Genomic DNA, 14,757 nt, shown 5'->3' with positions numbered 1-14,757 from the left:
AATGAACGTTGCGACAAAAGCACCCGCTGGCCGACCGGCCACAGGGCAGGCGCAGGACATGGCCGCAAAGGCCGCCGAAGCCGCAGCCTTTATCAAGGCGATGTCCAATGAGCGGCGTCTGCTGGTGCTGTGTCGATTGATCGAGGTGGGGGAGGCTTCGGTCGGGTCGCTTGCGTCTGACGTGGGGCTCTCCCAGTCGGCCCTGTCTCAGCATCTGGCGCTGCTGCGTGATGACGGCATGGTCGAAACGCGGCGTGAGGCCCAGTCGGTGCTCTACCGCATCAGCGATACCCGCGTGGAGCGGCTGGTGATGCTGTTGCACGACATGTTCTGTCCGCCAGAAACCGAAACTGCTTCCCCAGTACGAAAAGGACGAAAATCATGACGCTTCACCCGATTACCCCAGAAGACGCAAAGCTGCGTGTCGCCCAGGGCACGCGCCTGATTGATGTGCGCGAGCGCGATGAGCATATGCGTGAACGCATTGCCGGATCGCGCTGCATTCCCGCCTCCAAAGTGCCCACTGAGCTTGGGGGCGATTCGGGTGATGTCATCTTCCATTGTCGTTCCGGCAACCGCACGCAGGCCCTTGCGGGCGTTCTGTCGGCATCGGCCCCCGGCACGGCCTATGTCCTGGAGGGTGGTCTTGATGCCTGGAAGAAGGCTGGTCTTGCGGTTGAGAAAACACCCAACGCTCCGCTTGAGATCATGCGGCAGGTTCAGATGACCGCCGGTGGCCTCGTGATGCTGGGCGTGGTGCTTGGCTATCTTGTTTCGCCCGGCTTCTTTGGCTTGTCCGCTTTCGTCGGCGCAGGCCTGTTCTTTGCCGGTGCGTCGGGCTGGTGTGGCATGGCACGGCTGCTGGCTTTGATGCCCTGGAACCGGGCCCCTGAAATGTCCGACTCTGACACCGCTGGGGCCAACGCGTAATGGATGTCTTTCTGGCAGACCCGAGCATGCTGGCGCTTGCCAGCGGTGTGGGTGTGCTTGTGGGCTTCGTCCTTGGGCTGGTGGGCGGTGGCGGATCCATCCTCGCTGTCCCGCTTCTGCTTTATGTGGTCGGCGTGGCCAGCCCGCATATGGCCATTGGCACGGCCGCCGTTGGTGTCGCGGCCAATGCGGCCTCAGGTCTGGTTGCTCATGCCCGCGCGGGAACCGTCAAATGGCGCTGCGCTGTTGTCTTCAGCATTGCCGGCATCATTGGCGCCTATGCGGGCTCAAGCCTCGGCAAGGCGATAGATGGCGATTTGCTGCTGGCAGCGTTCGGTGGTGCCATGATTCTGATTGGCATCTGGACGATTGTGCCCAAGTCCAGTGAGGACCAGCCTGATGTACGGTTGACGCTGCAATCCGCGCGCGCGCTTCTGCCTCGTCTTGTTCCGTTCGGATTTGGTGCGGGGACCGCTGCCGGGTTCTTCGGCATTGGCGGTGGGTTCTTGATCGCGCCGGGGCTGATGGCTGCAACACACATGCCCATGCGCATCGCCGTGGGGACATCACTTGTTGCCGTGCTGGCGTTTGGCGCGACGACTGCTGCGAACTATGCGGTTTCGGGTCTGGTGAACTGGCCGGTTGCCGTGGCCATGATTGCAGGTGGCGTAGTGGGCGGGTTTGCCGGACAGCGCGCCTCCAAGGCCCTGGGTGACGCGGGCAATCTGCTCACCATTGTCTTTGCGGTGCTCGTTATGTGTGTCGGTGCTTTCATCATCTGGCAAGCGCTCTAACGCAAAACACCCGGCCTCACCTTGTGAGGACCGGGTGCTGCCACTGCACGTATATGCTGCGTCTAGAGGGCGTGCAGTTTAACTGGCAGGGATGCGTATCCCTTGACGAAGTTGGAATGCGTCAGCACCGGTTCGCCGGTGACTTCCACGCGGGAGAAGCGCTTGAGGATTTCCTCCCACAAAATGCGCAACTGAAGCTCACCGATGCGGTTGCCCATGCAGCGGTGAATGCCAAAGCCAAACGACAGATGACGGCGCGCATTCTTGCGGTCGATGATGATGCTGTCGGGATCATCAAAGATCGCTGTGTCGCGGTTGCCGGACGCGTACCACATCACGACCTTGTCACCCTTGCGGATCTGCTTGCCGCCCAGCACAGCATCCTGCAAGGCGGTGCGCCGCATATGCGACAGGGGTGTCTGCCAGCGGATGATTTCAGCGACTGCATTGTCGATGAGAGAAGGGTCCGCCACCATCTTCTTAAACTCGTTGGGGAACAGGTGCATGCCGAAGATGCTGCCTGTCATCGAGTTTCTGGTGGTGTCGTTGCCGCCCACAATGAGCAGCGCCAGATTGCCCATGAATTCTTCCGGCGGCATTTTCGCCATGGCCGGGCTGTGGGTCATCATGGTCAGAAGATCAATGCTGTCCGGCTTGTCGATCCGGCTTTTCTGAAGCTCCACGAAATACGCGGCCATCTCGTTGAGTTCTGCAACGCGGGCTTCCTGGTTCTCGACGATGTCAGACTCAGGTTCCGCGGTGATCACGTCAGACCAACGCGTCAGCTTGTGACGATCTTCAAATGGGAAATCAAACAGCGTGGCCAGCATCTGGGTCGTCAGCTCGATGGAGACTGTCGGCACCCAGTCAAACTCTTCGCCGACCGGCAGGCTGTCCAACAGGTTTACCGTTCGTGTTCGGATAATATCGCCGAAATGCTGAAGGTTGTTCGGGTTGGTGATGCCGTTTACGGACTTGCGCTGGTCGTCGTGCTTGGGCTGGTCCATCGAGATGAAGCTGGCGGACTTGTAGTTGGTTTCCGGATCAATGGCGATCCGGTCGTCGATGACGATCCCGCCGAAGTCTGCTTCTGACGAATAGACGTGGTGGTTGGTGTCTACCGCCATGATGTCTTCATAGCGGGTGACAGACCAGTACGGCCCGTAGGTGCTATCCGCACAATAATGCACCGGTTCTTCGTTCCGCATCTTTTCAAAGATCGGGAAGTACTCATAGTTTGACCAGATATCTGGATCAGCAATGTTTGTGGCACTGCTGAGTTCCACATCGGATGTGGGCGTATAGGTAAAAGCCTGACTCATCGGGATGACCTCCTAGAGTGCATGCAACTTGACGGGCAGGGACGTGTAGCCCTTGACGAAGTTTGAGTTTGTAAGCGCCGGCTCACCGGTCACTTCGATGCGGGAGAAGCGCTTGAGAACTTCTTCCCACAAAATGCGCAGCTGCAATTCACCGATGCGGTTGCCCATGCAGCGATGGATGCCGAAGCCAAATGACAGATGGCGGCGCGCATTCTTGCGGTCGATGATGATCTTGTCCGGGTCATCAAAGATGGCTGTGTCCCGGTTGCCCGAGGCGTACCACATCACCACCTTGTCGCCCTTGCGAATCTGTTTGCCGCCGAGGATCGCGTCCTCCAGGGCGGTACGGCGCATATGGGCAAGGGGGGTCTGCCAGCGGATGATTTCAGCGACCGCGTTGTCGATGAGCGAGGGGTCGGCGACCATCTTGTCCCATTGGTCCGGGAACAGGCTGAAACCGAACACGCCGCCGGTCATGGAATTGCGGGTTGTGTCGTTGCCGCCAACGATGAGTAGGGAGAGATTTCCCAGAAACTCTTCCGGTGGCATGTTCGCCATGGCCGGGCTGTGGGTCATCATGGTGAGCAGGTCGATGTTGTCCGGCTTGTCCTTGCGGCTTTGTTGCAGGTCGCTGAAATAGGCGGCCATCTCCATCAGCTCGTCGATGCGCTGCTGCTGGGTTTCAACGATGCCTGACCCTGGCTCCGCAGTGGATACATCAGACCAGCGCGTGAGCTTGTGGCGGTCTTCGAAAGGGAAATCGAACATGGTGGCGAGCATCTGTGTCGTCAATTCGATGGACACGGTCGACACCCAGTCGAATTCCTCGCCTACCGGCAGGTCGTCCAGCAAGTTCGACGTGCGCTTGCGGATGATGTCGCCAAAATGCTGGAGATTGTTGGGGTTGGTGATGCCGTTCACCGATTTTCGTTGCTCGTCGTGTTTCGGCTTGTCCATGGCGATGAAGTTCACCGCCTTGAAGTCGTTCTCCGGGTCATTCTGAATGCCATCATCGATGATGATGCCGCCCAGATGTGCGTCTGACGAATAGACATGGTGGTTGGTATCCACCGCCATGATGTCGTCGTAGCGGGTGACGGACCAATAGGGGCCGTAATTGCTCTCCGCGCAGTAATGTACCGGGTCTTCCTGACGCATTTGCTCGAAGATCGGGAAGTAGCTGTAGCTCTCCCACAATGCCGGATCGGCAACATTGGTCTTGCTGGTCAGCGGCTGTGTGGCCGGTGGCGTGTGCTTGAAAGCCTGGCTCATTGGTCTTGTCCCTCCAAAGCGTGGCAGCATTTTGGGTCTGGCGCTGCGCATTCACTTAATGCGTAGCGTAACTCCGCATTCAATTGGTCCGCAAGGGGAAAAGTGCCTGTGATTAAGGCTGGCGGGCTGTCAGCCTTGAAATCGGGGTGCTGCGGTGGTTTCTGGCCTGCGAAACTTCGACATGAGATTACTCAAGACCACTGGAGACGTTTGATTTGGCTTTGCACAACACGGCATATGACGCGCTTTTCGGCGATGACGAAGGCCGGGTCTGCCGCGACATCCCTGAAAGTGCGTGCAATGCACAGCCGGAAAACGTCTCTGCTCACCTCATAAGCCTGGCCGCGACCAAAGCGGGGGACGGCCTGTCTGACCCCAAACTCATTCTTGCGTGGGTGCTCAACGCGCTTGGCGCACCGGCGTTTCTCATTGGCCTGCTGGTCCCATTGCGTGAGGCGGGGGCGCTGGTGCCGCAGCTGTTTGCCGCTGGAGCCATCCGTGCGCTGCCGGTGCGCAAATGGGCGTGGGCAATTTCCAGCCTGATCCAGGGCGTGTGCGTTGCTGCCATGGGTGCCGTGGTGCTGATCTTTGATGGTGCGATGGTGGGGTGGATTGTTGTCTGCCTGCTTGCCGTTTTTGCCCTGTCGCGGTCGGTCGCCTCCGTCGCGTACAAGGACGTGCTGGGCAAAACCGTTTCCAAGGCCAAGCGCGGCACGACCACCGGCACGGCGGACAGTATTGCCGCTTTTGTGGTGCTGGCGTTTGGGCTGGCGCTCTCGTTTGATGTTCTCACGCGTTCTGTTGAGGTGGTGTCTGCCGCACTCTTTATTGCAGGCGGCTGCTGGACCGTGGCGGCTGTGGTGTTTCTCACCCTGCGTGAGGAGCCGGGCGCAACAGAAGGGGGCGGCAACGCGTTTTCTACCGCCATGTCCCAGCTGTCCCTTCTGCGCGAAGACAGGCAGTTGCAACGTTTCATTGCGACGCGCGGACTGCTGATTGCTACCGGCCTGGCGCCGCCTTATCTGGTCACCATTGTGGCGCAGCGCGGTGGCACGGATCTCTCACAGCTTGGCCCCTTCATTGTTGCCTCGGGCCTGGCGTCTGTCGTCAGTTCGTACTTCTGGGGCCGCCTGTCTGACCGCTCGTCGCGGCGGGTGCTGATTTACTCCGGCATGCTTGGCTGCGTCTCCATGGTGCTGGCCCTGAGCGTTACCTTTCTGGCGCCAACATGGGTTCTGGCCTATGCCATGGCCGTGGTCCTCTTTGTACTGATGATTGCCTACAAGGGTGTACGCCTTGGGCGGTCTACGCACATTGTCGATATGGGGTCCGGCGATAACAGGGCAGCCTATACAGCCCTGTCGAACACGATTGTGGGCGGGCTGCTGATGCTCGCGGCTGTGTTTGGTGCCTTGGCGTCACTGGCTGGCACATGGGTGGTGATTGCTGTATTCGCAGTCATGTGCGCGGGCGCGGCAGTGGTTGCCGGTGGCCTTGAAGAGGTGCAGCAGGCATGAGTGCGAACAATACGTCCGACTGGACACCACCAACGGATCTGACCGAGCGGGTGAAGCTGGCGCTGGTTCCGCCGTCGGTTGATATCCGCAGGCGGGTCAATCGCGAACTGCGCAAGGGCGAGCCGGAATTTGGTCTCGTGCCATATCTGTGTGCCCGCGATAAGGACGCGATTGATATCGGGGCCAATCGCGGTGTCTACACATGGTGGATGGCGCGCACGGCGCAGCATGTTCATGCCTTTGAGCCCAACCCCAAGATGCTGGGTATCCTGAACCGGGTGCTGCCGAAGAATGCCACGAGCTATGCGGTGGGCCTGTCAGACAGCGACGGCGATGCAGGGCTGTTCATTCCCCAGCGCCGCAAGGGCTACTCCAATCAGGGCGGGTCACTGTCCACACGCAAGGCGGATATTCCCCATGGGGAAGTCACGGTGCAGACGCGCACGCTGGACAGCTATGATCTGCGCAATATCGGGTTCATCAAGATCGATGTTGAAGGCTTTGAGGCACCGGTGATTGCCGGGGCGCGGGAAACCTTGAAGCGCGAGCGGCCCAACCTGCTCATCGAGCTGGAAGAGGCACATACGGGCGAGCCGATTGAGGACATGCTGGGCGAGATCGGTGAGATGGGCTTTCAGGGGTTTTTCATGCGGCGTGGCCAATTGACCTCGCTTACGCATTTTGACCCTGAGGTGCACCACAGGTCAGCGGACGGCAAGGCCAACTACGTCTTCAACTTCATCTTTATCCCGACCTAGGCCACGTCAGACCCGCCAGCTGCCATTTACCTCAACCTGCGCAAAAAGCGTGCTTTGGGCCGCTAATGTGCTAAGAGGCCCTTTCGGATAAGACTGCATGCCTTCTGGGGAGCCCACGCCTGTGGCCACTACGCCTGAAAGCCTCGCGATTTCGGCCGTTGTGCCGGTCAAGAACGAGGCAGAAAACATCCTTCCGCTGGTGACTGAAATCGATGCTGCCCTGCGCGAAACCGGGGCAGATTACGAGATCGTCTATGTGGATGACGGCTCTGACGATGTGACCCCGCAAAAGCTCAAAGAGACGCAGCAGGCGTTTCCGGCGCTGCGAATCATCACTCATTCCAACAGCTGTGGCCAAAGCCGTGCTGTGGCCACCGGCGTACGCTACGCCCGGGGCCGGATGATCGTGACCCTGGATGGGGACGGGCAGAACGTGCCGGCTGACATTCCGGCCATGTGGGGCAGGCTCGAAGGTGCTGAAGACCTGATGGTCGCCGGTCGCCGGATGAAGCGGCGCGATGTGTGGATCAAGCGTGTGTCGTCGCGCTGGGCCAACCGTATTCGTGCCCGCCTTCTCAAGGACGATACGCCGGACACGGGCTGTGGCCTCAAGCTGTTTCCGCGCGACGCCTTTATGGAGCTGCCCTATTTCAATCACATGCACCGGTTCCTGCCGGCGCTCATGCAGCGGCATGGGTACCGTGTGATCAACCATGATGTGCAGCATCGCTTTCGTGAGCACGGCACGTCGAAATACGGCACGCTCGACCGACTGTTCGTCAGCATTTTTGATATTGCGGGCGTCATGTGGCTGCAGCGGCGTATCTCCCGGCCCGACACCATCCACGACAGTCACCAAGCGGACTAACCGGAGTTCTGGCAGACCATGCCACTTGCTGAACGCATCAAGGCGCGGTTGAGGGCGCTCGACAGCCGGGCCGTCATGGTCATCGGCCTTGCGTTCTTTGCGTTCGGCACAGCGCTCACACTCATTCTGTTCGGCAGCGCCTGGCTTGCTCTTGAAGGCGAGGGCGATGTCGCGTCGATGATTGCCAGTGTGGATGATCCCATCCTCGCGCCGCTTGCGGTTGTTCTGGTTTATGTGGGGCTTGGTGCACTCGGCGCGCCACAATTCCTTTTGCAAGCCGCGGCCATTGTCGTTTTCGGTCCGTGGCTTGGCTTTGCCTATGCGTGGGGCGCGACACTTGTCAGTTCGTCGGTCTTTTACTGGGCCGGGCACTTCTCAGGCGCGCAGGCACTGAGGCGGTTTGCCGGTGTGCGCGTCAATTCAATCAGTGAGGCGCTTGGACGCCATGGCATTCTGGCCAGTGCTGTCAGCCGCGTCGTGCCGACCATGCCCTTCGTCATTCTCAACATGGCGTTCGGTGCCAGCCATGTGAGCTTTGCCAAATTCCTCATTGGGACGGGACTTGGCACCATCCCCAAGGTGGCGGTGGTCGCCTATGTGGGTGCGAGCCTTGGTGACTTCCTCGCCAGCCGTGATCCAATGGACCTGGCCCTGATGGCGGGTATCATCGTGCTGTGGATCGTCTTTGCCTGGTGGGTTCGCCGGGCGCTGAAGCGGTCAGGATGGCAGAAGGCTGTTGATGATGCTGTGGAAGCACCGGAAGCAGACACCCCGGTCAAATAGGCCGTATTTCCAGACAGTTTCCCGGAGTGCAGGGTCTTCGGCCTACTCGGCCGCGTGAGACGGAACGATGTGTTCCGGCTTCACTTCGGGGGCTGCGGTGTGGGCTGCCATGGGCTTCATGCCAAGGCGTGCCAGAAGCGCCTTGTCGTGGTCTTCACCCGGGTTGTCCGTTGTAAGCAGCTTGTCGCCGATGAAGATCGAGTTGGCGCCGGCGAGGAAACACAGGGCCTGCAATTCATCAGACATGTGTTCACGGCCCGCTGACAGGCGCACCATGGAGGCGGGCATCATGATTTTTGCAACGGCGATGGTGCGCACGAAGTCCAGCGGGTCCAGATCTTCCACTTCGCCCAGTGGGGTCCCGCCGACTTTCATCAGCGAGTTGATGGGCACGCTTTCGGGGTGTTCGGGAAGGTTGGCCAGTTCCATCAGCATGTCGGCGCGGTCCTTCTTTTCCTCGCCCATGCCGATGATGCCGCCGGAACACACGTGAATGCCTGCGTCGCGCACATGCGCCAGCGTATCGATGCGATCATCGAAGGTGCGCGTTGTGATGATGTCTTTGTAGTACTCGCGGCCGGTGTCGATGTTGTGGTTGTAGTAGTCGAGGCCCGCATCGCGCAGGCGCTTGGCCTGCATGGCGTCGAGCATGCCAAGGGTCACACAGGCTTCCATGCCCATGTCCTTGACGCCTTCCACCATGGCGCACACGGCGTCCAGGTCGCGGTCCTTGGGCGAGCGCCAGGCAGCGCCCATACAATAGCGGGTGGCGCCGCGCTCCTTGGCTTTGCGGGCTTCGGTCAGCACCTTTTCGACTTCCATCAGTTTGGAGGCCTTGAGGCCGGTCTCGAATTTGGCGGACTGGGAGCAGTAGCCGCAATCCTCGGGGCAACCGCCGGTCTTGATGGACAGCAGCTCTGACTGCTGCACTTCATTGGGATCAAAATAGCGGCGATGGGCCGTCTGGGCTGCAAACAGCAGATCGTTGAACGGCATGGCGAACAGGTCATTGACCTCGTCGCGGGTCCAGTCGTTACGCAGATCGGATTGCTGTTGGGTGCTCATGGGGCAGGCCTCTTTTGGATACGCTGGTCTGTATCGCGCAGCACATGCGCGTGGTTACCGGCAAACCTACCTGCCTGCGCCGCCAAATGCGAGTACAAGCGCGCATATCTGCCGGAATCCCACCCATAACGCTACGGCAAGCGCGCCCGGGGGCCGATGGTTGGCTGGTATCCTGAGAGCTAGGCGGCCGCTTTCTTCTCGATTTCGCTCAGAAACTCGCCAAGCTTGGTCACCGCGGGAACGGCTGCCTTGCGGATCCGTTTGAGGACAGCCATGCGCTTCTCGTCGTCCGGGGAGATGCCGGCGATCATCTTGGAAAAGCCGTCCAGGCGGTTGTTTTGCAGCCACACATCAAGGCCGGGCTCCTGTGACCAGGTGTACTGGTTCATCATGGCCGCAAAGGTGAAGCGCACGAAGTCCTCAAGACTGTCGGGAAGGGGGACGACGCCGCAGATCTGGTTCTTCTTGGTTTCGTCGTCATCGCCATAGATCGCTTCTGTGTGGGCGATGAGGGAGGCACTGAACAGAGGCTGGTAGGAGCGCACAAACTGCGGGGTGATGATATTCCTGTTGAAGACAGGGGTCGTCTCCTTGTTGGTGACCGCTGTCGCCGAACAGTCCACATGTACCGTGCCCGGTGTTGTGGGGATGGTACCCTCGTCCAGAATGATTTCAGTCGCACCCACTTTCTGCACACGGCCCATGCGGACGATGTTCTTGATGCGGCGCAGGGCTTCCAGTTCCAGCGGGCTGATTGTCGCGCCGTGGAACATGGTCGGCTTGACGCTCTTGTCCAGGCGCACGAAGTAGCCACAAGCCTCCAGACGGTCGAACATGTCCTCCAGAGATTCAGCACTGGCGATTGCTTCCATCTGGCCGGCCTGGGTGCCGATTGTGGTTTCAAAGAACTCCGGTGTCGGCTGGGTATTGCTGCGATCCAGAAGCCAGGCGTCGCGGGACTTGATCCAGCAGATGCTATCCGGGTCGACACCGGTTTCCAGCAGCCACAGACAGGCGTCGATGCCGGTCTTGCCTCCGCCGATGACTACATAGCCGTCAGGAGCAGTGTCGACCTTCGGCAGGTCATTCAGGGGCATGAAATTGACGCCATCCTCGACTGCAAAGTTCGGCGTGTGGGTGGAGGGCACCGAGTTTTTCAGGAAGGTGGCGTTGACGATCTTCTTCGCGACCTTCACCTCGTACTGCTTGCCGCTGGTGAGGGAATGGAATGTGTGCGCGCTGTTGAAGTCACCTGTGTAGTGGCTCATGGGAAAGTACTGCACGCGTCCGCTCGGCAGAAAGGTGTGGCGCATCACATGGTCAAAGTATGAATTGATGTCGGCGCCTGATGACAGGTCGCACAGGCCTTTGTTGAGGCCCGCCTGGTCCTTTTCACCGGTGGAGAGTTCGCGCGACGCCACGCCGTAGAAGGAGGCGGGCTGATGCAGGGTCACGAAGGGGTAGGCATCGTTCCAGTGACCACCGGGCTTGGCGTGGCCATCGACGATGAGAATGCGTGCATCAGTTTCGCTGAGCAGCGTGTCCACAAAGGCCATGCCCATGGCACCTGCGCCGACGATCAGATAATCCGTTTCCAGTATCTCGGTCATGAACTTTCACCCTTGTGATGTCTGTGAGCCCTAGCGGGTTCAGGAGATTTCGGTTTGATCTTTGATATAACGCTGTTATGTTCTGGGCGGATATCTAATAACAGTGTTATGGTGTGTCAAGCGCTGTCTCCCCATTTTCAAGATCGATCCTTTTCATGAGCGGCAAAGCAGCTAGAAAAACCGAGGCCAAGCCTCAAAATCCAGACAATCCCAAGGCCAATATTCTGGCTGCGGCGTCTGACATATTTCTGGAAGGTGGCATCAAGTCGCTCAGCGTTCGTGCCATTGCTGCCAGGGCGGGGACGTCCACCATCGGCATCTACAGCCACTTCCAGGGTAAGCAGGGCATTCTGGATGCGCTGTATATCGAGGGCTTCAATCTGGTGATCGAGAGCATGACCGTTGCCGATGCTGGTCTCTCCGACCGGGACACCATCATGCGTGCCTCGCAGCAATATCTCGACATGGCGGAAAGCCACGCAGCTCACTATCGGCTTATCTTCGGCGAACGGGATGCGGAATTTGTGCCGTCCCATGACGCTGAACTGGTCGGCGCCAAGGCCTTCAACACGATGTTGTGGCATGTGGCCAAGCTGCTTCCCGATACAGCGACCCACAAGGAGAAACAGGACGCTGCGGTGCAGACATGGGCGTTGCTGCATGGGTATGTCAGCCTGCGCCAGCACGAAGTATCCCGCCTTGTGGATATGAGTGACTGGAAGGCGCGAGCACTGACCACGCTTGGCCTTCTTGTGGATGCGATGGAACTTCGGTCTGCCACTGCCCATCAATGATGCGTCAACAGGGTAGACCGGACCCCTGCGCCTGATAGAGTCCCCTCGGGTTCAGGGGGATGAGTATGAGTGTAGATACCGGCGCTGCCACCACAGGCGTCACAAGTGCCATTGGCGGGCCAGTTGCGCCGCGTCGTGGTCAGGTCTCCTGGGCGTTGTTTGACTGGGCCAACCAGCCTTATTTCGCGCTCATCACTACTTTCATTTTTGCTCCCTACTTCGCTGCCACCTATGTGGGTGACGCCACGCTGGGTCAGGCGCTGTGGGGTCAGGCACTCGGCTATGCCGGGCTGGCCATTGCGTTCATCTCCCCCATCGTCGGGTCCATTGCTGATCAGACCGGTCGTCGCAAGCCATGGCTTGCTGCCTGCGGCGTTGGCTTTTGTCTCGCTGTCTCCTGCCTTTGGTTTGCCCTGCCCGGCGAAGGGGCAATCAATCCTGCGCCCATCATGGTGGCGGTTGCCTGCGCAGCCATCGCCATGGAAATCGCGGTTGTTTTCAACAACGCCATGTTGCCCTCGCTTGTTTCAACTGGACGCATGGGCACGTTGTCCGGCTTTGGCTGGGGCATCGGCTATGTGGGTGGCCTTCTGGCACTGATCATCGTGTTGTTCTTTCTGGCCGCGGATCGCGAGACCGGCCTCACCATGCTGGGGCAGCCGCCGCTGTTTGGTCTGGACCCGGCCATGTCCGAGGCGGACAGGTTTTCAGGGCCCATGGTCGCCATCTGGTTTGCGATCTTTGTGATCCCGCTTTTCGTGTTCACGCCGGATGCACCTGCGACGGGCGTAAAGGCGGGCGCGGCAGTGCGCCAGGGCCTTGTGCAGCTCAAGACCACGCTGGGTCACCTGCGCCGCTTCCGCAACATTGCGCTCTATCTGTTTTCGCGCATGCTCTACTTCGATGGTCTGTCCGCTATCTTTGCGTTTGGCGGCATTTATGCGGCGGGCATCTTTGGCTGGGAGATCATGACGCTCGGCCTGTTCGGCATCATCCTGTCAATCTTTGCAGCGGCCGGTGCTTTTCTGGGCGGTTGGCTCGACGACAAGATCGGCTCGAAGCGGACCATTCAGATCTCCGTGCTCGGCCTCATCGTTGCGACCATCGGCTCTGCCTCCATTGGTCCGGACACGATCTTTTTCACGGTTCCTGTTGAGCCACCACAGCCGGGCGCAGCACCGTTCTCCAGCATCGGGGAGCAGATCTATCTCGTGTTCGGTATTCTCATCGGCATTTCAGGTGGCCCGGCGCAGGCGGCAAGCCGCACCATGCTGGCCCGCATGGCACCCCCGAGCATGATGACGGAATTCTTCGGTCTCTATGCGCTCTCCGGCAAGGCGACAGCGTTTCTGGCGCCGCTCGCCATTGCCTGGGCAACACTGGCTTACGACAGCCAGCGCGCGGGCCTGGCAGTGATTGTGGCCTTTCTGGTTGTTGGCTTTATGCTGCTCTTCGGGGTTGCTGAGCGCCGGGAAGAAGCCATCAGCGATTGAGTTCCCCACACCCCAACACGACATAAGCGGGACCCGGATCAACCGCGGCCCACTCGCCGGGAGGCACACAAGGTTTGTCACAGGACGTCACTGAAATCCCCATCACCCCGTCCACACCTGCCGGTGTTGATAACCCGGGGCCGGATACACAGTCTGCTGATGGCGGCACTCCCGCTGACCGGCGCGGTCAGATTTCCTGGGCAATTTTTGAGTGGGCGCGCAATCCGTATGTCTTGCTCATCACCATCTATGTGTTTGCGCCCTACTTCTCCAATCATGTGGTCGGTGACCCGGTTCAGGGTCAGGCGATCTGGGGCTACATCAATGGCTTTGCCGGGGCGGCCATTGCCATTCTGGCGCCGTTCCTCGGTGCCATCGCGGATCTCGGCGGCACACGCAAACCCTGGATCATTGCGTTCACGCTGGTGATGGTGCCCGCGATGATTGCCCTGTGGTTTGCGCTGCCCGGCGATGGCGGCATTGGCATCTGGGGTGTTGCGCTTTGCATTGTGACCATCACCATCGCCTATGAGTTTTCGGCGGTGTTTCATAATTCTATGCTGCCCTCCATCGCGCCGCATTCGCGGATTGGTTTTCTGTCGGGGCTTGGGCTCGCGCTGGGCAATCTCGGTGGCCTGCTGATCCTGATTTTCATGCTGGTGTTCTTCACGCTGCCCGGCAATGTGCCGTGGAGCTTTATTCCGGATACCCCGCTTTTCGGTCTCGACCAGTCGCTGTTCCAGGACAGCCGGATTTCCGGACCTGTAGCGGGCATGTGGCTTGCCGCATTCTCCCTGCCGCTGTTCCTGTTCACGCCGGACGCTGCCAAGAATACGATCGGTGCGTGGGAAGCGATGCAGAAGGGCGTGCGCCGCGTGGTGCTGACCGTCATGCGCCTGAAGCACTACCGCAATGTTGCCACCTATCTGGGCGCGCGGATGCTCTACAATGACGGCAAGACGGCGGTGCTGATCTTCGGTGGTGTTTATGCCGCAGGCGTGTTCGGCTGGGGCACCCTGGACATGCTGGTCTACGGCATCATCCTGTCGGTGTTTGCTGTTCTGGGCGGTCTCATCGGTGGCTGGCTCGATGATACCTTCGGCTCCAAGATCGCCATCATGACGTCGATTGGCGGCACGACGCTGGGTCTGCTGCTGGCGGTATCGATCACACCAACGGAACTGTTTTTCCAGCCCTATGAAAGCACCGGACCAATCTGGTCGTTGCCTTTCTTCAAGACGCTGCCTGAGCTTCTTTATCTGTGCGTTGTAATCATCATCGCGATTTTCATCACGGCGGCTTATGCCAATTCGCGCACCATGCTGGCGCGCATTGCTCCGGCAAAAATGATGACGGAGTTCTTCGGGCTCTATGCGCTGTCGGGTACGGCAACAGCATTCGTTGCGCCGATCCTTGTGGGCATCTCGACAGACATGTTTGACAGCCAGCGGGCAGGCTTTGCGTCCATTCTGCTCCTGCTGCTGGCGGGCATGGCCGTCATGATCTTCGTCAACGAGACGCGCGCCGAACGTGCCGATGGAGACCACTAGG

Annotated in this window: 14 protein-coding genes; 10 read left to right on the top strand and 4 right to left on the bottom strand. The window is 59.5% G+C overall.

Annotated elements, in window-relative coordinates:
• Window position 1 precedes the first annotated feature (1 nt).
• The 3 genes from ABXH05_RS06870 to ABXH05_RS06860 are packed head-to-tail and all read left to right on the top strand — an operon-like array spanning window position 2 to window position 1,724.
• On the top strand, window positions 2-385 hold the full coding sequence (locus ABXH05_RS06870; RefSeq protein WP_353560362.1) for an ArsR/SmtB family transcription factor: 384 nt from the start codon (window positions 2-4) through the stop codon (window positions 383-385).
• Entirely contained in the window at window positions 382-930 is a 549-nt protein-coding gene (locus ABXH05_RS06865; RefSeq protein WP_353560361.1) for a rhodanese family protein, read from the top strand. Before ABXH05_RS06870 ends, ABXH05_RS06865 begins: the two co-directional genes overlap by 4 nt.
• Complete coding sequence (locus ABXH05_RS06860; protein ID WP_353560360.1) at window positions 930-1,724, top strand: sulfite exporter TauE/SafE family protein; 795 nt, start codon at window positions 930-932, stop codon at window positions 1,722-1,724. Before ABXH05_RS06865 ends, ABXH05_RS06860 begins: the two co-directional genes overlap by 1 nt.
• 62 nt (window positions 1,725-1,786) lie before the next feature.
• Here ABXH05_RS06860 and ABXH05_RS06855 read toward each other — a convergent pair whose 3' ends face one another.
• Entirely contained in the window at window positions 1,787-3,046 is a 1,260-nt protein-coding gene (locus ABXH05_RS06855; RefSeq protein WP_353560359.1) for a cytochrome P450, read from the bottom strand.
• Between the two features lie 12 nt (window positions 3,047-3,058).
• Window positions 3,059-4,318, bottom strand: a complete 1,260-nt coding sequence (locus tag ABXH05_RS06850; RefSeq protein WP_348136432.1) for a cytochrome P450 — start codon at window positions 4,316-4,318, stop codon at window positions 3,059-3,061.
• A gap of 215 nt (window positions 4,319-4,533) precedes the next feature.
• Here ABXH05_RS06850 and ABXH05_RS06845 point away from each other — a divergent pair, with 215 nt between their 5' ends.
• The 4 genes from ABXH05_RS06845 (at window position 4,534) to ABXH05_RS06830 (ending at window position 8,244) form a co-directional block, all read left to right on the top strand.
• Window positions 4,534-5,835, top strand: coding sequence for an MFS transporter (locus ABXH05_RS06845; RefSeq protein ID WP_353560358.1), 1,302 nt, complete (start codon window positions 4,534-4,536; stop codon window positions 5,833-5,835).
• Window positions 5,832-6,593: an FkbM family methyltransferase gene (locus ABXH05_RS06840; protein WP_353560357.1), complete on the top strand. Its 762-nt coding sequence runs from the start codon at window positions 5,832-5,834 to the stop codon at window positions 6,591-6,593. The genes ABXH05_RS06845 and ABXH05_RS06840 overlap by 4 nt, the downstream gene beginning before the upstream one ends.
• A 97-nt stretch (window positions 6,594-6,690) precedes the next feature.
• Window positions 6,691-7,461 carry a glycosyltransferase family 2 protein gene (locus ABXH05_RS06835; RefSeq protein ID WP_461494601.1) on the top strand — a complete coding sequence of 257 codons (771 nt, stop codon included), beginning with the start codon at window positions 6,691-6,693 and terminating at the stop codon, window positions 7,459-7,461.
• An 18-nt stretch (window positions 7,462-7,479) separates the two neighbouring features.
• On the top strand, window positions 7,480-8,244 hold the full coding sequence (locus ABXH05_RS06830) for a TVP38/TMEM64 family protein (protein WP_353560355.1): 765 nt from the start codon (window positions 7,480-7,482) through the stop codon (window positions 8,242-8,244).
• A 42-nt stretch (window positions 8,245-8,286) separates the two neighbouring features.
• On the opposite strand, the gene bioB is transcribed toward ABXH05_RS06830, so the two are convergent.
• Together bioB and ABXH05_RS06820 are read right to left on the bottom strand one after the other, a co-directional pair.
• Window positions 8,287-9,309, bottom strand: a complete 1,023-nt coding sequence (gene bioB, locus ABXH05_RS06825; protein ID WP_353560354.1) for a biotin synthase BioB — start codon at window positions 9,307-9,309, stop codon at window positions 8,287-8,289.
• Between the two features lie 179 nt (window positions 9,310-9,488).
• Window positions 9,489-10,919: an NAD(P)-binding protein gene (locus ABXH05_RS06820; protein WP_353560353.1), complete on the bottom strand. Its 1,431-nt coding sequence runs from the start codon at window positions 10,917-10,919 to the stop codon at window positions 9,489-9,491.
• Window positions 10,920-11,074: 155 nt separating this feature from the next.
• On the opposite strand from ABXH05_RS06820, the gene ABXH05_RS06815 reads away from it, so the two are divergent.
• The 3 genes from ABXH05_RS06815 to ABXH05_RS06805 all read left to right on the top strand — a co-directional run bounded on the left by ABXH05_RS06815 (window position 11,075) and on the right by ABXH05_RS06805 (window position 14,756).
• Window positions 11,075-11,713, top strand: coding sequence for a TetR/AcrR family transcriptional regulator (locus ABXH05_RS06815; RefSeq protein ID WP_353560352.1), 639 nt, complete (start codon window positions 11,075-11,077; stop codon window positions 11,711-11,713).
• 65 nt (window positions 11,714-11,778) lie between these two features.
• On the top strand, window positions 11,779-13,206 hold the full coding sequence (locus ABXH05_RS06810; protein WP_353560351.1) for an MFS transporter: 1,428 nt from the start codon (window positions 11,779-11,781) through the stop codon (window positions 13,204-13,206).
• A 74-nt stretch (window positions 13,207-13,280) separates the two neighbouring features.
• Complete coding sequence (locus tag ABXH05_RS06805) at window positions 13,281-14,756, top strand: MFS transporter (RefSeq protein ID WP_353560350.1); 1,476 nt, start codon at window positions 13,281-13,283, stop codon at window positions 14,754-14,756.
• Window position 14,757: the final 1 nt, after the last annotated feature.

Origin of the sequence: Pyruvatibacter sp. HU-CL02332, assembly GCF_040362765.1 — a bacterium.
GTDB lineage: Bacteria > Pseudomonadota > Alphaproteobacteria > CGMCC-115125 > CGMCC-115125 > Pyruvatibacter.
This window is presented reverse-complemented; position numbering and strand designations above follow the sequence as displayed.

Coding starts and splice junctions, on each gene's coding strand:
- ABXH05_RS06830 (WP_353560355.1), top strand. CDS start 7,480: ATGCCACTTGCTGAACGCATCAAGGCGCGGTTGAGGGCGCTCGACAGC.
- ABXH05_RS06850 (WP_348136432.1), bottom strand. CDS start 4,318: ATGAGCCAGGCTTTCAAGCACACGCCACCGGCCACACAGCCGCTGACC.
- ABXH05_RS06815 (WP_353560352.1), top strand. CDS start 11,075: ATGAGCGGCAAAGCAGCTAGAAAAACCGAGGCCAAGCCTCAAAATCCA.
- bioB (WP_353560354.1), bottom strand. CDS start 9,309: ATGAGCACCCAACAGCAATCCGATCTGCGTAACGACTGGACCCGCGAC.
- ABXH05_RS06855 (WP_353560359.1), bottom strand. CDS start 3,046: ATGAGTCAGGCTTTTACCTATACGCCCACATCCGATGTGGAACTCAGC.
- ABXH05_RS06820 (WP_353560353.1), bottom strand. CDS start 10,919: ATGACCGAGATACTGGAAACGGATTATCTGATCGTCGGCGCAGGTGCC.
- ABXH05_RS06810 (WP_353560351.1), top strand. CDS start 11,779: ATGAGTGTAGATACCGGCGCTGCCACCACAGGCGTCACAAGTGCCATT.
- ABXH05_RS06835 (WP_461494601.1), top strand. CDS start 6,691: ATGCCTTCTGGGGAGCCCACGCCTGTGGCCACTACGCCTGAAAGCCTC.
- ABXH05_RS06860 (WP_353560360.1), top strand. CDS start 930: ATGGATGTCTTTCTGGCAGACCCGAGCATGCTGGCGCTTGCCAGCGGT.
- ABXH05_RS06840 (WP_353560357.1), top strand. CDS start 5,832: ATGAGTGCGAACAATACGTCCGACTGGACACCACCAACGGATCTGACC.
- ABXH05_RS06865 (WP_353560361.1), top strand. CDS start 382: ATGACGCTTCACCCGATTACCCCAGAAGACGCAAAGCTGCGTGTCGCC.
- ABXH05_RS06870 (WP_353560362.1), top strand. CDS start 2: ATGAACGTTGCGACAAAAGCACCCGCTGGCCGACCGGCCACAGGGCAG.